Source organism: Bacillus sp. MT(2024) (assembly GCF_036362845.1).
Lineage (GTDB): Bacteria > Bacillota > Bacilli > Bacillales > Bacillaceae > Bacillus > Bacillus velezensis.
This window is the reverse complement of the sequence record NZ_CP143632.1, coordinates 802,453-820,207: the sequence shown is the minus strand read 5'-3', so window position 1 is coordinate 820,207 and position 17,755 is coordinate 802,453. Positions and strand designations below refer to the sequence as shown.

Sequence of the window (17,755 nt, the reverse complement as noted above, 5' to 3'; positions counted from 1 at the left end):
TATTATTTTTCTTTTAAAACGGAAATCGGCAGTGCTTCTTCCCCGTCAGACGGGGAAGATCTGTGTCCCCAGGCGAATACGCCGTTGATGTAATCAATGCGGAAAGTGTCATCAGAACCTTCTATCTGATACACCCCGCCGGGCCGAAAGTCTTCCGGGTTCAGCATGTAAGCTTTGGCCATCGTCATTTTCCGTTCAAGCACGGCCAGTTCATTTACAATGCCCATCTGTTCCGCTTTTCGCGCTTTTTCCGTCAGTCCCGCAATTTCTGTCTGTAGTTCATGAGGCGTCATTTGACTGTATCGTTTGTCCATTTCAGTTTACTCCTCTTCCTGCAAGAATTGATCAATATCGTCAATCGAGAATCCTTTTCTGAATAAGTACTGTTTGACCTTCATTCCGCTTTCATAGCTGCCGTCATAGCGGTATTTCCTGATCGCTTTTTCCGCATGAGCCTTCAGAGCTTCCATCTCGGCTTCATCATCATTTTCATACTCCGTCTGCTCCAGAGCGGCATTGATGACGTCAAAAGGGAAACCTTTTCGCTGAAGCTGCATCTGCGCCCGCTGTCTGATCTCTTTTGTGGACAGCTTTTTGTCTTTTTTGAGGATTTTGCCGATATGTTTCAGCGCTTCTTGTATCTGCTCATCAAATGTAAACGCGCTGAGCGTCTCCTTGATGGTATCGTCGTCTATTCCTTTCGCTTTCAGCTCGCGGAACAGGACGTCAGGGCCTTTACCGTTTGTTTTTTTGTGGGTGCTCGCATAGGCTTCGGCAAATTCTTTGTCATTTAAGTAGCGGTAATCGTACAGTTTATGGATGACTTCAGAAATGACCATGTCCGGTGTTTCTTTTTTCTTCAGGTGATCCCGGACTTCTTTTTCAGACCGCATCCGATATGATAAAAATTCTACGGCGCGGTTAAAGGCTTTTTTCACGTCATCACCGTGCTGGATTTCAAGAATGTCAAGCTCGTCCAGTTCTTTCCCTTTTTTCAGGTCAAAACGCACAAGCACGTCGGCGTCGACGCTGAATGCATATTTCTCATCAAGAAAGATGTTGAAGCGCTCGGTATTTTTCTTTTGGGTCGATATTTTTGTAATAAACGGCATCCCGGTCTCCTTTCCCGCCCCGATGTTTAGGCGTTTTTCTTTTTGGCAAATGAGGTACAGTATATGTATCAACGTGTAAGGAGAGATGGATATGAATATCGCGATGACAGGCGGCACTGGTTTTCTGGGCCGGCATCTGACAGGTGTGCTTACCCGCCGGGGACATCATGTCTATATTTTATCAAGAAAACAGAGAGAAACCGAACAAAAAAATGTGACATATGTTCAATGGCTGGCCGAAAACGCGGCGCCTGAGCGCGAGCTTCCCCCTATTGATGTATGGGTGAACCTCGCCGGCAAATCCATCTTTGACCGCTGGACGGACACAACGAAAGAACAAATCATCTCAAGCCGGGTAGAAGCGACGAGAGAAGTCAGACGGATTATGAAGCAGCAGCCGAAAAAACCCCGGGCTTTAATTCAGGCAAGCGCAGTCGGCATTTACGGCACCAGCACAGAGAAAACGTTCACTGAGCAGTCCGATACGTCAAATGAAGACTTTCTCAGTCATACGGCTCATATGTGGGAGCGTGAAGGCCAGAAAATTGAAGCGCTCGGCATTCGGACGGTATATGCCAGATTCGGCGTGATGCTCGGTGAAAAAGGCGCCCTGCCGCTCATGGTTCTTCCTTATAAGCTGTTAGCCGGAGGCACCGTCGGCTCTGGACGGCAGTGGCTGTCATGGGTTCATGTCGATGACGCCGCGGAACTTATTGCTTTTGCGGCGGAGCATGATGACTTGTCCGGTCCCATGAATGTGACATCGCCGAACCCCGTAGAAATGAAGCAATTCGGAAAGACGATCGCAAGCGTCCTGCACCGCCCCCATTGGATTCCCGTACCGGAATTTTTTCTGGAGAAGGCCTTGGGAGAAATGAGCCTGCTGATCGTAAAAGGCCAGCGCGCCCTGCCTAAGCAGGCGCTGACATCCGGTTTTCAATTTACGTATGAAGAACTTGAGTTGGCTTTAAAGGATCTCTTATCTGCATAAAAACGGAAATAAAAGCCAATCCTATTGGTATTCTGTTTTGAAGGAGGGTCTTCTTTTATGGAAAAGAAGCGCGAAAAACATCAGCAGGGAGCCAATCTGAAAAAAATGCAGGAAGTCCTTTATTCCGGTGAATTCAAAAAAGCGGAAAGAGCAGCCAAACGGAAATAAACTGAATAAAGATCGGGACCGGGCAGATACTATGTTTGTTTGATATCACTTTTTTCAGGGGGCGATTGATATGGGCAGAAATCATACTCACAAAAACCGTGATAAAAACAAACAAAAACTTCCTCAAGTTCCGGATGCTTTGAAACGCGAAACAGACGGCACGTACGAGGAATATTCAAGCGAGCTTGCTGATTCCGCTGACCGCGAAGCGCAGGCGCGGATGAAAGCCGCTGACAACAGAGCTAAAAGCAAAACCCGCTAATACGAAATCCCCGCCTCTGTATGGAGACGGGGATTTTTTTACAACTCGGTAAACAGGCTTTTTGCCGGCGTCCGTTCTTTCGCCTTAGGCTGTTCATCCGGATAGCCCGTTTGAATGATGGCGGCGAAGCGCTCATTGTCTGCAAGGCCGAAGTCTTGGTGCACCTGTTTGTCATACATGATGCGGCCGCTTTTCCAGACCATGCCGATGCCGTTTTCATGTGCGAGAAGCTGAAGGTTTTGAATCATGCCGCTCAGCGCCGCGAAATCATCGTTTCTCGTAAATTCATTTTCATCTTCTTTTAAGACGACCAGCAAAAATCCCGGAACGGCGCTGAGGTTTTTTCTCATGTTCCGCTCTTTTTCCTCGTTGAAATCATCTTTTATTTTTTTGAAAAATGAGACGTAGCTGTCCGCAAGCTTTGCTTTTCCCGCTTCGCTTGCTGCGTAGATAAAACGCCATGGCTCCGTCAGTCTGTGGTTCGGTGCGTAAACGGCCGTTTCAAGCATATCTAATATGACTTCAGAAGGTACGGTTTCCGGTTTAAACGACCGGATGGATCTTCTGTTTCTGATTGTATGTGCAAGACTTTCGTTTTGCTGTAATTGTTCGGTTTTCGGCATGCCGATTCACCTTCCTATTCAATTGAAAATGATTATCATTTATAATATAACGGATACGACCGTCTTTTGTAAACCGTTACGGAAGCTGAAAATTGATTGATTCTGCATACACGGCCGTTCCCGTCATCTCGATGTTCATCTTTCCGTTATCTTCTGTAATCCTGATTTCCACTTTTCCGTCTTTCCCGATTTCCTGGCCTTGTTCGATCGTGAGGCATTCGGCTTCAGAGCCTCCGTATTGCCGCATATAGGCTGCCATGACGCCTGAAGCGGTTCCCGTGACGGGATCTTCGGTCGTTCCGGAGAAAGGGGAAGAAAAATGACGGCCGTGCAGATCACTTTCCGAATGAACGGTTTCCAGAGAAAACGGATGAACGCTCGCTTTCGGAAGATCGCGCAAAACAGCGGGGAATTGTGCGTTTTCAGGCACCATATTCCGTGATGCTTGAAGTGATCTCAGAGGAACAATCAGTGTCCAGATCCCCGTTGATCCGTAAACAATCGGCAGCTCGCTGTGAAAATCCTCAGCCGTAATCCCGAGCGAGGCCGCAAGCTTTTCTTTGTCGCCCGTAAACGGCAGAAATTGCGGGGGTGCCTGTTTGAGCGTGATGTATACCCGGCCGTTTCGTTCAGCGGCTTTTGCGGGAAGAATGCCGGCTTTTGTCTCAATTTGATATGTCTGATCAGCCTGAAGCCTTCCCTTTTCAATTAATGCGTAAAGAGAGGCGACGGTAGCATGTCCGCATAAATTCATTTCGTGGCCGGGTGTAAAATAGCGGATGCGCAGATCGGCTTCTCCGCTTTTGCAGAGAAATGAGGTCTCATTGTACCCTGCCATTTCGGCGATCATCTGCATCTCTTCATCTGAATAATCATCTCCGTTAAAGACGATTCCCGCGGGATTTCCCAAATCAGGAATATCGGTAAACGCTTCATATTTAAACACGGTTGCCTGTTTCATTCATCAGCCTTCCTTTCACCTTATGATCATGTTATTCAGTATAACAGAGTAAAATTAGAATTTTTAGTTAATTCTTCAAAAAAAAGACGCCTTTTAACGGCGTCTTTTTTTGGTTTTTCCGATCAGGCGGGTGACGAGAATCATCGTGACGGACAGCGATCTGTTTTTACGGTACGCCAAGTATTTCCCGCGCCACTCCGGTTTGTATTTTTCTTTAAAGGCCCGCAGCCCGCTGAAGCTGTACATATACCGGACGTTGTTGAAAATGACGGCCGCGATTCTTTCCGACCAGAAAGATGTAAAAGCCGTTCCTACGTTTGACAAAGGCGCCATGCCCATATTAAAGGTGGTATAGCCTTTTTCCTGCGCCCAGAGAAACAGACGGATGAAAAGCGCGTCCATAATACCGTTCGGCGCGCTTTTCCGATAACGCATCAAGTCGACTGATATCTCGCCTTCCTGATACATCGGCATCAGGTTGGCAAAAGCGATGATCTCCCCTTCCGCGTCTTTCACGTAAGCAATCGGCGCCTGTTCCAGATAATCCCGGTCGAAGAAACCGAGAGAAAAACCTTTCTCTTTTTTCGGTCCGAGCCATTCGTCCGAAATGTCTTTCAGCTTGGCGATAAACTCGGAGGAAAACGGCGGTTCCCCGACATGAAATGTGTAGCCTTCGCGGTCAAATTTATTGTTAATCGCCCGCAGCCCCGCTTTTTTCTTACCTGACAGCGTAAATGCTTCCATATCCACGAACGCCTCTTCTCCGAGCTTGAAGAAGTTATAGCCGAAGTCATGGTACAGCGCCAGATCTTCACGTTCGATCTGATAAAACATGACACTCAGCCCCTGCTTATGCGCTTCATTCAGAAATTCCTCAATCACAAGCGGAAAAGAGTCTCTCTGTCCTGACGGATCACCGAGCACGACAAGCCTTCTGGAAATCTGGCCGAACAATAAAAGCGCTTTGCCGTCGCTTGAGAAATAAAACCGCTTATCCCCGAGAAAGCCGAGATGGCTGAGGGCGTTTCCGCCTTCTTCCGCCAAAAAGGACTTCAGCCGTTCAGGATCGGCCTTTTCTCCGATCGGCTTCGATCTTTTATGATAAAAGACCGTAAACAAAAGGAAAAACAGCGGCACAACAATAATGGCCGTCATCGTGGCATATGTAATGTGAGAATTGTTATGAACGAAATAATCGTGGCGCAGCAGACGATTCATTTTATCCCAAATAAAGCCGGCAATGAGATTGTAGTTAAACAAGGCGATAATAAACAGAGCGGCGGCAAAAATCATCTGGCCGAGCGTATACGATGCCTGCTCTCTGATAAACTGCCGCTTTAACAGCACCAGCAATACAATGACGACAGGCAGAATAAAGATCGCGCTGATGTTCAATCCTTTTAAGAAACTGAACACAAAACCGCCGACCAGCGCGGCAACAGCCATTGAATAAGAACGTTTCGTCCGTTTGTATAATTCAATCGGCAAGATTAAAAGAATCAAAGCCGCGCTTAACGATAACGCGTTAAACGCAAGGAGCGCCGGGCGCGGAATATGCGGGATGACCGTCTCCCTGTCAATCGGCAGGGCGACGGACGCAAGCACAACGACTCCCGCCATAAAAACCAAAAGCGACAGCGAACCGTAAAGCACTCTGATTAAGATGGCGCGCTGGAATACGAGAAGCACGTTCGTCGTTTCCACGGCGGGCGCCATCTTCGGATTTGATTCCAGCCGTTTAAGCGTATTTTCCGTTAAATCGCCGGCCGCAAAGAACAGCCCGAACACAAACGGAATAAATGAATACACAATCCGGTAGATGACGATGGATGTCACAACCGCCTCCTGCGGAAAGCCCATATTCTGCATGCCGAGCAGAAACAGAAGGTCAAACGAACCGAATCCTCCCGGCACAAGGCTGATGATTCCCCCGATAGCAGCAATGGCAAATACACCGAATACATGGCGGACATCCGCGTGAATCCCCATGACATACAGGGAATAATACATGACGACGGCCGCCGCAAACCATTCGGCAAACGATGCCCCGATGTAAGAAAAAACCGGATGCCTCGGTTTTGCTTCACCGTCTTCTGCGCCAGCTTTTTTATTGTTGATCCAAGCGGCGATTAAGGCTGCCGGCACAATAAGCGCCACTCCGGCGATAACAGCCCACAGCCACGGTTTCTCACCTGTAATCTCTCCGACCGGCAGAATGCGGGCAATGGTCAGGATACTGAAGACGGACAGCCCGAGCAGCGCTGAGGACGTAAGCCAGGCGATGCCTGCGACGAGGCGTTTTACGTCATTCGTATGCTCTTTGTAAAGCATCGTCCGCAGCCCGACGCCCGCCAGACCGCCAAACCCAAGGACATTGTTAAAGGAATTGGCGATAAAGGAGACCCTGAATACTTTCCAATTCGGAATGTTGAGGCGAAGCGTCCGTTTCAGCACAAAGTCATAAAAGGACATCGCGCTGACGGCAAGGAGACCGAGCAGAACGAGAATAAATAAATCGTAACGCTCAATCCCGTTAATAATGTACAGCGTTCGTTTAAAAGAAAGGTCTGTCAATTCCTTTTTGGACTGATAAATGACTAAAAGCAAAACTGCAATAGGAAATAATACTTTTAATATCGATAAGGCATTCTTTTTAGTCAGCAATGTTCTCTCCAATCATCATAAAATAGCTTATTTATTATAATTCCCCCAATAATCTCCAACATATTATACACTACCACCTCACATTCAAACAAAACTCGTCTGCAACTTTCTTTCTCTGATTAAAATCAGTAATATGGTATGCAGGAGTATGAATGAGGAAGTGAGACGATGGATTATAATCTGCATGATACAACGGTATTAGGCGGCGATATTTTTTCTCCTGAGGAACGGGATATTTGGGTGCTGTACATGAAAGTGATGACCTCGGCGGGACTCGGCGATGTGTCGGAGTGGATGAAACTGGATATGAGCATGCCGCAAATGAAGGTGCTGATGCTTCTGAACAACCACGGAACGCTTAAGGTGAGTGACATAGCGGAGAAAATGGGCGCTTCCCTTTCAAATACGACGGGGCTGCTTGACCGTTTAGAAAAATCATGTTTCATTACACGCGCTCCGTCAGAAGAAGACCGCCGTTCAGTCGTCGTTCAATTAACGGAAAACGCGAAAGATATTTTCCGCAGCCTTTATCAAAAAGGACATGTGAAATTGAAGCGTTCATTGGAAACGCTGACCGCTGAAGAAAAACAAACGGTCAATCAAGGACTTGCCATCTTGGCAAGAGCCCTTGATTCTTCCAAACAGGCATAGAGATGAAAAAGGCCTGCCGGTATCGGCGGCCTTTTTTTGTTTGACATTTAATTCACTCTAAGTGAATAATATATTCGAAGTGAATTAAAACGGAAGGATTGATCAGTATGCCGGATCCATTGCAAACAGAAAAAAACCAGAGCCGGGCCATCACTCTTTTTACGATCGGTGTGTTCATGGCGGCGCTGGACAACGGAATTATTTCCGCTGCTCTGACGACGATTAACAGCTCTTTTGATGTTTCTCCTTCATGGGGATCGTGGGGAGTGACCCTTTACACATTGGGACTCAGTGTCAGTGTGCCGATTGTCGGCAAGCTGTCGGACCGATACGGGCGGAAAAAACTGTTTATGATGGAAGTCGGCCTGTTCGGACTCGGCTCTTTGCTTGTCGCACTCAGTCAGAGCTTCCCGATGTTTTTGGCGGCACGGCTCATTCAGGCGCTTGGCGGCGGCGGAATTTTTATAATCGGGAGTTCGCATGTGCTGGCCGTGCTTCCGAAGGAGAAACAGGGGAAAGCTCTCGGGCTTTTAGGGGCGATGAACGGTATGGCGGCCGTCCTCGGACCGAATATCGGGAGCTTTTTGCTTGATGTAACCGGGTCGTGGCATTGGCTGTTCTTGATTAACCTGCCGATTGCCGCCGCTTTGGTTGTGTGCGGCGGTTTGTTTATCGCTGAAACGAAAGAGCCTGAGGCGAAACGGCTTGATCTCGCCGGCACAATGCTGCTGTCTCTTGCGATCTTATCTTGTATGATCGGTATCACGAATCTCGATGGGGCGAAGCTGTCAGAAAGCATAATGGACGTAAAGGTGTACGGGTATCTTTTGGGAGCGGCACTTCTCTTTCTGGTGCTGCTTAAGGTCGAAAAGCGGGTTGAAAACCGGGGGGGCGATCCGATTCTCGCCTACTCGCTGCTGCAAAATAAAGTGTTTCAATGGACGCTCGTCATCGGATTTTTATCGGGAGGGCTGCTCGCTGCGGTCATTTTTATTCCTTCTTATGCGGAGCAATATTTGCACGTATCGGCGGAGAAAGCGGGTTATTGGATGACGCCGCTTGCGTTGGCGTCAGGCATCGGAGCGTGGCTCGGCGGGGCGGTCACGGATAAAAAAGGGCCGGTCTTCTCCGCGGCTGTATCAGGCGCCATCGCCTTTGCCGGATTCAGCCTGTTTCCGTTATGGGTGACGGATAAATGGGAATTTGTCACGGCGAGTGTCATTGCGGGGATCGGTTTCGGATTTCTGCTCGGGGCTCCGCTGAATGTGCTTGTATCAGAAACGGCGGGCCAAAACAAAGGAACAGCGCTCGGCACGCTGTCACTCGTAAGGCAGGTCGGGCTGACGCTCGCTCCGGCTTTATATGCCGGCTTCATTACAGCGGGCTTTGACCGGATCGGAGAGGACATTAAAAACCGCTTAATGAAAAGCGGCATTCCCGCTGATCAGGCGCAAACGCCCGATATTGGCGGCGAACTTTCTTCGTTGCAGGAGCAGGTAAGCCGAATCCCCGTTCCCGCCGTCAAAAAAGCGGTTTTTGATGCGATTGAAGCGGGCATTTCCAGCGGCTACCACCATCTTTATACGGCAGCCGCCGTCATTTCATTATGCACGATCGTGTCTGCGGCTGTTTTGGCGTTTTTCCGGAAGCCGGCATCCTCTAAGACAGATGCCAGCCCATCCGCCGGGAAAGCTCAGTAATATGGGCGATGTGATGTTCAGAGTGCCAGACATATAGCCCGAGCGCCTGTTCCAGCGTAACCGTCTCTTTAGATACAGGATGGAAGTATGCCCGTTTGAATTGGGCTTCCGTCATGGAGCGCAAAAGAGAGGCCCATCTTCTGTGCAGGATTGTTAACAGCTCAAGCGCATCCCCGCAAGCGGCGGTTTTGGAATCATGAAGATCGGCCCAGCCTTTTTCATCATAAGGACGGATTTCCGGTTCATTCTCCGTTAAGCTCAATTTAAACCGGGTATAGCCGTTCATGTGGCTGTCCGCCAGATGGTGAACCACTTGGCGGACAGTCCATCCCCCTTCGCGGTACGGCGTATCAAGCTGACTGTCCGACATCGCTCTGACAGCTTGTTTCAGATTGGCCGGAGCGTGTTCCAGCGCATTGATCCATTCTTGTTTCTGTCCGGACGAAATCCATTCAGCCGGCTGATATTCTCCAATCGGATAGCTGAGGGTTTGTTTTTCCATTTTTGTCTCTCTCCCGCTGATCGTATTATGAAAGTATGATGGTGATGTCGCAGCCTTCCGCTTTCGCTTCACGAAAGACCTGAAGCACACTCTCGGCGCCATTTTCTGTAAACTGCTTGCTTTGTTCAAACTGTCTCCATTCTAAAACGAGGGGATATTCCACCCAGCCGGTCAGACAATCCCATAAAGCGTCAAGGTTTTCACCGTAGTATTCAGGAAGGGCAAGTTCCTTTTTCAATGTCTGGTGCAGGTCGCTCATACTTCTGATTTGCTCCCCGTTAATAACTGCTTTATTCATGCGTTGCTCCTTTCTCTTGATTTTATTCTATCAGTTTACCATTTTCCTCTTCAGAAGTGACCGGAGTCTGCCGCGGTTCCAGCTGAACGATTCCTTGCCCGCCGTCAACGGCCACCCTGTCCCCCGTTCTCAGTTTTGACGTTGCATTTCCGCACCCGACAACGGCAGGAATCCCCAGTTCCCGGGCGACAATCGCCGCGTGGGACAAAGGGGCGCCGACGTCCGTTATGATGGCAGCCGCTCTTGGAAAAAGCGGGGTCCAGCCTACATTGGTTGTCGACGTCACTAAAATTTCCCCCGCCGCAAAAGAATCCCCGTCTTCCGGGACATCAAGGACACGGACAATGCCCTCCACTCTCCCGGCCGCTCCCGCGAAACCTTTTAAAGTATGCGCATCATCCGTTTCCGCAGGCATAAAAGCATCGTAATAATCCGCTCTTCTGTCAGGATCCTCAGCCCATTTAAACGGATTGAATCTTCCGTTAATAACGGATGGGAACGGCGGCAGTTTTTTATAGGTTTCATAGTTTTGCTTTCTCGCTTGAATCGATGCAACCGCCGGCTCTTTCCCCGCGAGCAGATCGGTTATTTCATGCAGATACAGAAAGAAAATATCGTCCTTCATGCCGGTCATTTCCGCCGCTCTGAGCGCGAATGCTCTGGCTGTCCGGTACACCCTGACAAATTCGGATCTGGTTGTTTCTCTCATATTCGCGTATTCTGACGCTTTTTCCATTTTGGCTTTGAGCCATTTGACCTTATGAGGATACTTTTCTGCAAATCTTCGGAAGGCCTGTTCATGCGCCCGCTGCTGTTTCAAAAGCAGTTGTTCGGCATCAATACCCGACTCCTTGTGTTCTTTGATCTGCTTCGTCAGCCAATCCCGGTTTTCTCCCGGATGCGGTATGGAAAGTTCGTATTCATGCGGACCACGGTGGCCTTGGTTCCTGAGATATTCTTCCTCGCTCATACGGCCTTTCATGACTTGATCAATGCCGATAATCGGCTCCAGGCTGGCCAGTCCGCCTTTTCCCCTCAGATTGGAAAGCAGGAGATTCGCATCTTCTATGCCTGCGAGTTTTGTTAATTGAGAGGTTAACGACGAAGAGGATTGCGCAGAATCACGCCCGCCGGATATTAACGCAAACCACGCGTTGCATAAATACGGATAGATCTCATTGTTCCATATCGCTAATAATGCCCGCTCCGTTTCGGCGCGTTTCAGCTTTTCCTCAATATTCCGGCACCACTCCGGCGATTCGTCCAAGTAGGAGGACATGTTTTTTTTCGCTTGCTTCATTTTCGACAGATACGGTTTCAGTTTTTTCGGGATGATCTTCAAAAGTTCATACTTTGAGAACGGATATAAAGGAATCTTCATTTCCGCCGGGATTTCTCCCAATGTATCGCTCATCATTTTTCCAATTTTTCCGCCTTTCGGATTCAGACCGAAAGCGGCGAGAACGGAAAGAGGCTGGCTCATATTGTTATAGGCTCTGCCGCAAATATTGCCGGACCAGACATAATAGCCCGGAATGATGCCCGACTCTTCATCCAGATTCCGGAGGAGCGACCATGTCAGCGGCGTCATCACATCGGGAATCGCTTCTCCTATATTGGTGTTTGTCCATAAAAAATCACCGCTGAAAGAATCGTTCCATTCATAGGTTTCCAGATTTCCGGCTTGTAAGGTCGTAATCGGGCGGGATTGAAGAATATACAATGTCCCGCCCGCGGCGGCCCATTCAATATCCTGCGGCCCTCCAAGATCTTTTTCCAGCTTTTTCGCCAGTTTATAGAGCTTTGACGCATATTTGCGAAATTCCCCGGGGCCGTCATATTTTTTCTTGGGCCGTGCCAGTTTAAAAGAATAGGCATCGGCTTCCCCGGAAACGAGCTGCTCCCCGAGACCGTAGACGTAATTGCCTGTCATCTCCCGCCTGCTCCCCGTAATCGGATCTGCGGTAAACAGCACTCCGGATATCTCAGACGGTATCATCAGCTGGATGACGATTGCGATTTCATGCTCATCTTCCATTCCCTGAACGGCGCTGTACGCTTTTACTCTTTCTGACTGTACCGACCGGCGGACTTCATCAATCGCCCTGGACATGTCTTGATCTGTTTTGACATTCAACACCGTATCGAATTCTCCGGCAAAGGAAGCCTGAGCGGAATCCTCGCTCAGCGCGGATGAGCGTACGGCAAACAACGCAGATGCATGGCGGCTGCGGATGGAATTCACATATTGATCAACAGCCTCTCTCGCCTGATGGCGGAGCTGTCCGTCCTGAAAGGCTGACGGCAAAATCACAAACCCTTCAGGCACAGGATACCCGCTTTGATACATTTTAGAGAGAATGCTTCCTTTTCCTCCCGCAAAGGAATAAAGTTCGGCCGGAAGTTCTCCGAATGTTTTGACACAGTCATTCATAATGTCCCCGCTCCTTTTTAGTCGTTCATCCAAGCTCACAGTTTTTCTCTTTTTCACTTTTTTTGAAAGTATTTCCTACAAGTATACAATATATCGGTCTTCACAAGGGAGAAAATCAATGGCGTTATTTTGTCATAAATGCATCCGTCAAAACAGCCGCAGGCGGGGGCTTTGTTTGCAGGATGTACAACTATCCGTCCTCGTGCCGGATAAAGCGGACCCGTATCAAAAAGGCGGCCGAAGCGCCGCCTTTTTTTCAGACTGTGCGGCCTTGATGCGCCGCCGTATTTCTTTTGGTCTGCTTCGGCTGATACACTTTCCCGACAAACAGGTATCCGTATCTGAAATGGTTGCACCCCCACGATACGAAAATGGGACCGAGCGTGCAGATCAAAAATAAAAGAAGAATGGCAGCCGCTAAAGGCATTGACCGCAAATAGCCTTCCAGAAGATATCCGCTGATTAAAAAGTAGGAGTGCAGCAGATAGATTGAAAACGAATAGTTGCTGATCATCATCACAATCGCGGGCACTTTTTTGAGCTTTGAAAACAGATGAAAACACAGAAAGATCATACTGACCGCGTAAATCATAATATCCGGACGCTTAGAGGAAATGGAGCCGCCGCTGATATATGAAACGGCCACAATCAATATTGCCGATACGGCCGCACTGAAGTAAACCGCATAACGGTACTGATTGATGAGCGATAAAAAACGCGGATATTCCTTTCCGCAATAAAATGCCAGACAGAAATAAAACACCCAGCCCGGAAACGGAACCCAAAAGAACGGAAAAATAGAATCAAGCCCCGATGATGCCGGCGGATGAAAGATCGAAAAGTAAGCCAGATAGACGGCGTTGATGATAAACGAAACAGACAGCACCCACACGGGGGATGTGTTGTTCAGCCAGCGGTGCAGCAGCATATGGAGAATGTAAAATTGAAAGATCACAAGAATGAAGTAGCCGATGAAGTTTCCTAAAAACACATTTTCTAAAAATTTACCGATCACTGAAACGAATCCGGCTCCTTCTTCCGCCACGCTTTTCATTAAAATGGCATCCACCGCGGCAATAAACAGAAACGGCACGAAAATGACTTTGCCCCTTTTCTTTAAAAAACCCGCTGGAACGCCTTTCGGGTATGACCTGGCAAGCAGAAATTCCGAAATAAAGATAAACGCCGGCGTGCTGAACATCAACAGGGTCCGAAACGCATCAACCGTATGGGCGGCACTGGCTAAGGACTCTTCCTGAATCATCAGCACCATTGAAACTGCGTGAAGCAGAACGACACTTAAACAGGACAGGCAGCGAATCACGAAAATTTCTTTTATCTGCATGCGGCCGCTCCTTTTTCACAAGCGCGCCGGACTTTGGCGTATGCTTGGCGCAGCCATTTTTCCCGCAGTTCGGGTGTGCTCGTTCTGACGACAGAAAAAAGGTTCCGCTCGGCTTTTTGAATGCCGCAAAATTGCAGAATACCTTTTTTCAGCGTAATCCAGTCCGAGTTTTTCCGGAACCACTTTAAGTACCAGCCCGGGGAGTCCGCCGTATAAAAGACCTGTGCCGTCTCTGCCCGGAGCAGTCCTTTTACGCGGCCGTTTTCATATGTGTAGGCTTCTCCGGCGACAAGCACTCTGTCAAAAAAGCCTTTCATAATCGCCGGAACGCCTCCCCACCACAGCGGGTAGATGAAAATGAGATGATCCGCTTCTTTCATCAGTTTCCGGTATTTCTTCGTTTCAGTGTCCCGGTTCATGTCAGAGCGCTTTTTTTCGCCGCCGTACTTCAGCACGGGATCAAATTGATCGGCGTATAAATCAATGACCGTATAGCTTTGGCCGCTGTCCTTTAAAGCCATGGCGACGTATTTTACGAGAGCCGCATTGAAACTGTTCTCATCTGGGTTTGCATACACAATCACCGTCTTCATATGTCCCTCCCAGTATTTAATAATTTTTACAATGATTATATCATGATGTCATATGAATGAGGCAAAGACATGAGAAAAGCTTTTTCCAGTTCTGCTGCCGTTTCGATAACCCCTTTCTGCATATTTTGCTGATTTTGCCGCCGCGGATTCAATGACAAGCATCCGGCGCTTCTGCGTTTTTAAGCGGCCGTATGGTATACTAGCTGTCAAATGAATGGGCTTGGAGGACAACATGAGAATTTTAAAGTACGCGATTTTAGGGCTTTTGCGAAAAGGCGAATTGAGCGGATATGATATATCGAGCTATTTTAAGGAAGAGCTCGGCCAGTTTTGGAGCGCAAAGCACAGCCAGATTTATCCGGAATTAAAAAAACTGACGGCTGAGGGATTTATTACGTTTCGCACTGCGATTCAAGGAACGAAGCTTGAGAAAAAAATGTACACGCTGACTGACAAGGGAGAGCTGGAGCTTGCTGCCTGGCTGACGAAAAAAGACCCGATTCCGGAAACGGTGAAGGATGAATTTATGCTGAAGGCTTATTTCATCTCAGCTTTGACGCAGGAAGAAGCGGATGAGCTATTCACCGATCAGCTCGTAAAGCGTAAGGAGAAATTGTCCGATCTGGAAAACAGTTATCAAGAACTGATGACATCGTCCGCGGAGGCGGATTCATTTTCTTCTCCTGATTTCGGCCATTATCTCGTGCTGACAAAAGCGCTTGAGCGGGAACGGAATTATATTTCCTGGCTTGAAGATATTTTGGCTCTCATCAAAAAAGCATAAACAAAACGGGGCGGCTCTGTATCTGCAGGCCGCCTGTTTACGTTCTGAGAACCGCATTGATAAACGAATCAGCCATTAAAATAAGAAAAAGCAGACTGAAATAAACAATCGAATAAAAAAACATCCCCTTCGACCATTGCGTGTCATCCGCCGCCTGAAAGCCTTTGACGCTCCGGTACAGCCAGATGGCCCCGAGCAGGAGAGCGGTTGCGGTATAAAACGGGCTGACGTCTATATAAAGAGGAACGAGCAGCGAAACCGCAGTCAGAACGGCGATATAGCGCAGCATTTTTATTTTTGTGACGCGATTGCCTTTTATGATCGGCAAAAGCGGAATGCCGGCGGCACGATACTCTTCCTTTCGCCTGATTCCGATCGCCCAGAAATGCGGCGGCTGCCACAAAAACATAATCGCGAATAACAAAATCGCGGGCATATCAATGTACCCGGCCAGCGCGCAATAACCGATTAAAGGCGGAGCCGCCCCGGGAAAGCTGCCGACAAATGTGCTCCAGACGGATTGTCTTTTAAACCAAAGCGTATAAACGACGGCATACAGCAAAAATGCAAGCAGGCCAAGAACGGCGGTCAGTACATTAAGCGAAGCAAGCATGATGAATCCGCATGCGCCGAGACATGTGCCGTACAGGATCATGACCGTCGGCGGTATTTTTCCCGTGACGCTGGCGCGGGTGCGGGTTCGCGCCATCTTTGCGTCCATGCCGCGGTCAAAGAAGTTATTAAAAACAGTGCTTGACGCCATGACTAACGCCGTTCCGATCATGGCAACCGCCATGGCGGCAAATATACCGGGCCCTCCGCCCGTCCTTTCCGACTGAAGCCACGCGATCCAAAATCCGCCCAATGCGGCGAGTGAATTTGAGATGATAATCCCCGGTTTGGCAAGAATGATAAAGTCCTTGACCGTCATCCGGTTTCCGTTATGCTTCATAGACTGTTCCGTCTGTGCTGCATTTGAATTCATTTGTGGAGGTTCTCCTTTTTCGGCTTATCATATCAGGAAGAATCAGGAAGCACAATTTATTTTGGGCATTTTTCACACAATTGTAAATTGTATATGAAAAGCCAATCTTGTGACCGGATGCGGCTTTTCCCTTTTTCTATTCAAAGTCTGCCCATACAGCTCCCTCATCCGCCGAACGGACACCCATTTTCAATCCAGCGGATGCCCTGAGTTCGGGCCGGCGATGGCAGGCTCCACGCGTCATTTTTGCGCCTCACTGAGATGTTCGCTCTCTTCAGTCACACAAAAGCCGGGTGTATATTGCAAATCGACGTTCTTCTTTCCCGAGCCTTTAGAAAAATAAAAACCCTTGCCGGTGAGACGGCAAGGGTTGTTTCTTACAGTGTAAATGCGATATCCGCCCCTGATACAGGGTCTTTGACGAATACGCCCTCTTCTTTTTCTTCGATCTCAAAGCCGGCATCGGTCAGCGCTTTTGTCACACGTGACAGCTCTTTTTGATGCGGCAGCGCGATGGTGTAATAATCCAGCCCGCTTGCATTTCCCGGTTTCGGCGGCGCATGTTTTCCGGCCCATATATTCAGACCGATGTGATGGTGATACCCTCCCGCCGAAACAAACAGAGCGGACATGCCCGCGTAATTGCCGACAATGTCAAAACCGAGGATATCGGTGTAAAACGCTTTGGCTTCCTGTAAATCCGTCACATGAAGATGGATGTGACCGATTACGGTTCCTTCCGGGAGACGGCTTTTCCGTTCAGCTCCGGCTTCTTCCAAAAGCCCGTCCACATCGACGGGCGCCGTTTGCATGACATAATTGCCCTCTGCATCCCGGCGCCACGTGCTGCGGGGACGATCGGCGTATATTTCAATGCCGTTGCCGTCCGGATCAGACAGGTAAAGAGCCTCACTGACCGCGTGATCCCCCTGCCCGAGCGCGATGCCGTTTTCAATCAGCCTGGCCAATGCGATGCCGAGTTCTTTCCGGTCAGGCAGAAGTATCGCGAAATGGTAAAGGCCGGTGACAGACCGCTCCGGCAGAACGACGGCGCTTGGATTTTCTTCAAGCACCAGCAGGACGCGTTTTCCGTCTGCTGACAGTTCTGCGGAACGATCGGTTTGCGAGATGACTTGAAGGCCGATCACATTTTGGTAAAAGCCGAGCGACCGTTCCATATTTTTAATGGTCAATTTGACATAACCGATTGCCGTATCTTGATGAATGCCGGTCATTTGAACGCCTTCTTTCTTATGCTGAAAAAGTTTCTCCCTTTTTTGATTTGAAAAGGAGCTGATCCAATGAAAGCAGTCGGCTTCCTGAAAGCGCTAAGTGAATTGACGCAACCAGTAAGATGAAATCAAATTCCGATCCGCCCATAAATGGTGAGGAAAGCTTCGCCGTGAAGATGGCGCCGACTAATGTGAGGGCAAACAGAACGCCGATTATGCGCGTCGCCAAACCGAAAAAGATCAGAACCCCGCCGACAAGCTCAATCGTTGCGATGACATAGACCATAAAGGCCGGAAGCCCGATGCTCTGGAAAAATTGCGTAGTTCCTTCCAACCCTTGAAACTTGGATAAACCGTGAACAAAAAAGATAATACCTGTTACAACCCTTAAAAGCAGTGTTCCTGTTTCGAATGATTTATTCATAAAATCCTCCTTGAAAATTATTATCA

General features: G+C 48.6%; 19 protein-coding genes. 6 read left to right on the top strand and 13 right to left on the bottom strand.

Annotated elements, in window-relative coordinates:
* Window positions 1–2: 2 nt before the first annotated feature.
* Window positions 3–314, bottom strand: coding sequence for a YfhH family protein (locus VP472_RS04170; RefSeq protein ID WP_025650230.1), 312 nt, complete (start codon window positions 312–314; stop codon window positions 3–5).
* A gap of 6 nt (window positions 315–320) precedes the next feature.
* Window positions 321–1,112 carry a recombination regulator RecX gene (gene recX, locus VP472_RS04165; protein ID WP_003155502.1) on the bottom strand — a complete coding sequence of 264 codons (792 nt, stop codon included), beginning with the start codon at window positions 1,110–1,112 and terminating at the stop codon, window positions 321–323.
* Window positions 1,113–1,203: 91 nt separating this feature from the next.
* Here recX and VP472_RS04160 point away from each other — a divergent pair, with 91 nt between their 5' ends.
* From VP472_RS04160 to VP472_RS04150, 3 genes are all read left to right on the top strand, one after another.
* The gene (locus VP472_RS04160) at window positions 1,204–2,103 is read left to right on the top strand and encodes a TIGR01777 family oxidoreductase (RefSeq protein ID WP_025650232.1); all 900 of its coding nucleotides are present in this window, start codon (window positions 1,204–1,206) and stop codon (window positions 2,101–2,103) included.
* A gap of 57 nt (window positions 2,104–2,160) precedes the next feature.
* Window positions 2,161–2,271, top strand: coding sequence for a YfhE family protein (locus tag VP472_RS04155; protein ID WP_003155504.1), 111 nt, complete (start codon window positions 2,161–2,163; stop codon window positions 2,269–2,271).
* A 70-nt stretch (window positions 2,272–2,341) separates the two neighbouring features.
* Window positions 2,342–2,533, top strand: a complete 192-nt coding sequence (locus VP472_RS04150) for a YfhD family protein (protein ID WP_003155508.1) — start codon at window positions 2,342–2,344, stop codon at window positions 2,531–2,533.
* A 38-nt stretch (window positions 2,534–2,571) separates the two neighbouring features.
* Here VP472_RS04150 and VP472_RS04145 read toward each other — a convergent pair whose 3' ends face one another.
* From VP472_RS04145 to mprF, 3 genes are all read right to left on the bottom strand, one after another.
* Entirely contained in the window at window positions 2,572–3,156 is a 585-nt protein-coding gene (locus VP472_RS04145) for a nitroreductase family protein (RefSeq protein ID WP_007408549.1), read from the bottom strand.
* A 76-nt stretch (window positions 3,157–3,232) separates the two neighbouring features.
* A complete protein-coding gene (locus tag VP472_RS04140; RefSeq protein WP_070081521.1) occupies window positions 3,233–4,117 on the bottom strand; it encodes a PhzF family phenazine biosynthesis isomerase in 885 nt (294 codons plus the stop codon).
* 93 nt (window positions 4,118–4,210) lie between these two features.
* Window positions 4,211–6,781: a bifunctional lysylphosphatidylglycerol flippase/synthetase MprF gene (gene mprF / locus VP472_RS04135; RefSeq protein WP_060386825.1), complete on the bottom strand. Its 2,571-nt coding sequence runs from the start codon at window positions 6,779–6,781 to the stop codon at window positions 4,211–4,213.
* Window positions 6,782–6,949: 168 nt separating this feature from the next.
* Here mprF and VP472_RS04130 point away from each other — a divergent pair, with 168 nt between their 5' ends.
* Both VP472_RS04130 and VP472_RS04125 read left to right on the top strand, forming a co-directional pair.
* Window positions 6,950–7,432 (top strand): MarR family transcriptional regulator, encoded by a 483-nt coding sequence (locus tag VP472_RS04130; RefSeq protein WP_003155512.1) that lies wholly within the window; start codon window positions 6,950–6,952, stop codon window positions 7,430–7,432.
* Window positions 7,433–7,539: 107 nt separating this feature from the next.
* Entirely contained in the window at window positions 7,540–9,132 is a 1,593-nt protein-coding gene (locus VP472_RS04125; protein WP_070081519.1) for an MFS transporter, read from the top strand.
* Here VP472_RS04125 and bstA read toward each other — a convergent pair.
* The 5 genes from bstA to VP472_RS04100 all read right to left on the bottom strand — a co-directional run bounded on the left by bstA (window position 9,092) and on the right by VP472_RS04100 (window position 14,304).
* Complete coding sequence (bstA, locus tag VP472_RS04120; protein WP_146276361.1) at window positions 9,092–9,634, bottom strand: bacillithiol transferase BstA; 543 nt, start codon at window positions 9,632–9,634, stop codon at window positions 9,092–9,094. The genes VP472_RS04125 and bstA overlap by 41 nt on opposite strands.
* A 25-nt stretch (window positions 9,635–9,659) precedes the next feature.
* Window positions 9,660–9,932 carry a ribonuclease inhibitor Barstar gene (locus VP472_RS04115; RefSeq protein ID WP_025650237.1) on the bottom strand — a complete coding sequence of 91 codons (273 nt, stop codon included), beginning with the start codon at window positions 9,930–9,932 and terminating at the stop codon, window positions 9,660–9,662.
* 22 nt (window positions 9,933–9,954) lie between these two features.
* Window positions 9,955–12,366, bottom strand: a complete 2,412-nt coding sequence (locus VP472_RS04110; protein ID WP_070081517.1) for a PEP/pyruvate-binding domain-containing protein — start codon at window positions 12,364–12,366, stop codon at window positions 9,955–9,957.
* Between the two features lie 256 nt (window positions 12,367–12,622).
* On the bottom strand, window positions 12,623–13,711 hold the full coding sequence (locus VP472_RS04105; protein WP_003155518.1) for an acyltransferase family protein: 1,089 nt from the start codon (window positions 13,709–13,711) through the stop codon (window positions 12,623–12,625).
* Entirely contained in the window at window positions 13,702–14,304 is a 603-nt protein-coding gene (locus VP472_RS04100; RefSeq protein WP_070081516.1) for an NAD(P)H-dependent oxidoreductase, read from the bottom strand. Before VP472_RS04100 ends, VP472_RS04105 begins: the two co-directional genes overlap by 10 nt.
* Before the next feature lie 232 nt (window positions 14,305–14,536).
* Here VP472_RS04100 and VP472_RS04095 point away from each other — a divergent pair, with 232 nt between their 5' ends.
* Entirely contained in the window at window positions 14,537–15,088 is a 552-nt protein-coding gene (locus tag VP472_RS04095) for a PadR family transcriptional regulator (protein ID WP_012117104.1), read from the top strand.
* 37 nt (window positions 15,089–15,125) lie between these two features.
* Here VP472_RS04095 and cyoE read toward each other — a convergent pair whose 3' ends face one another.
* The 3 genes from cyoE to VP472_RS04080 form a co-directional block, all read right to left on the bottom strand.
* A complete protein-coding gene (gene cyoE / locus VP472_RS04090; protein ID WP_070081515.1) occupies window positions 15,126–16,073 on the bottom strand; it encodes a heme o synthase in 948 nt (315 codons plus the stop codon).
* Window positions 16,074–16,450: 377 nt separating this feature from the next.
* Window positions 16,451–17,308 carry a catechol 2,3-dioxygenase gene (locus tag VP472_RS04085; RefSeq protein WP_070081514.1) on the bottom strand — a complete coding sequence of 286 codons (858 nt, stop codon included), beginning with the start codon at window positions 17,306–17,308 and terminating at the stop codon, window positions 16,451–16,453.
* Between the two features lie 16 nt (window positions 17,309–17,324).
* Window positions 17,325–17,729 (bottom strand): DoxX family oxidoreductase CatD, encoded by a 405-nt coding sequence (locus VP472_RS04080; protein ID WP_014304646.1) that lies wholly within the window; start codon window positions 17,727–17,729, stop codon window positions 17,325–17,327.
* Between the last annotated feature and the right edge of the window lie 26 nt (window positions 17,730–17,755).

Coding starts and splice junctions, on each gene's coding strand:
- VP472_RS04160 (WP_025650232.1), top strand. CDS start 1,204: ATGAATATCGCGATGACAGGCGGCACTGGTTTTCTGGGCCGGCATCTG.
- VP472_RS04115 (WP_025650237.1), bottom strand. CDS start 9,932: ATGAATAAAGCAGTTATTAACGGGGAGCAAATCAGAAGTATGAGCGAC.
- VP472_RS04130 (WP_003155512.1), top strand. CDS start 6,950: ATGGATTATAATCTGCATGATACAACGGTATTAGGCGGCGATATTTTT.
- recX (WP_003155502.1), bottom strand. CDS start 1,112: ATGCCGTTTATTACAAAAATATCGACCCAAAAGAAAAATACCGAGCGC.
- VP472_RS04170 (WP_025650230.1), bottom strand. CDS start 314: ATGGACAAACGATACAGTCAAATGACGCCTCATGAACTACAGACAGAA.
- VP472_RS04085 (WP_070081514.1), bottom strand. CDS start 17,308: ATGACCGGCATTCATCAAGATACGGCAATCGGTTATGTCAAATTGACC.
- VP472_RS04105 (WP_003155518.1), bottom strand. CDS start 13,711: ATGCAGATAAAAGAAATTTTCGTGATTCGCTGCCTGTCCTGTTTAAGT.
- VP472_RS04150 (WP_003155508.1), top strand. CDS start 2,342: ATGGGCAGAAATCATACTCACAAAAACCGTGATAAAAACAAACAAAAA.
- VP472_RS04095 (WP_012117104.1), top strand. CDS start 14,537: ATGAGAATTTTAAAGTACGCGATTTTAGGGCTTTTGCGAAAAGGCGAA.
- VP472_RS04125 (WP_070081519.1), top strand. CDS start 7,540: ATGCCGGATCCATTGCAAACAGAAAAAAACCAGAGCCGGGCCATCACT.
- VP472_RS04080 (WP_014304646.1), bottom strand. CDS start 17,729: ATGAATAAATCATTCGAAACAGGAACACTGCTTTTAAGGGTTGTAACA.
- VP472_RS04155 (WP_003155504.1), top strand. CDS start 2,161: ATGGAAAAGAAGCGCGAAAAACATCAGCAGGGAGCCAATCTGAAAAAA.
- bstA (WP_146276361.1), bottom strand. CDS start 9,634: ATGGAAAAACAAACCCTCAGCTATCCGATTGGAGAATATCAGCCGGCT.
- VP472_RS04110 (WP_070081517.1), bottom strand. CDS start 12,366: ATGAATGACTGTGTCAAAACATTCGGAGAACTTCCGGCCGAACTTTAT.
- cyoE (WP_070081515.1), bottom strand. CDS start 16,073: ATGAATTCAAATGCAGCACAGACGGAACAGTCTATGAAGCATAACGGA.
- VP472_RS04100 (WP_070081516.1), bottom strand. CDS start 14,304: ATGAAGACGGTGATTGTGTATGCAAACCCAGATGAGAACAGTTTCAAT.
- VP472_RS04145 (WP_007408549.1), bottom strand. CDS start 3,156: ATGCCGAAAACCGAACAATTACAGCAAAACGAAAGTCTTGCACATACA.
- VP472_RS04140 (WP_070081521.1), bottom strand. CDS start 4,117: ATGAAACAGGCAACCGTGTTTAAATATGAAGCGTTTACCGATATTCCT.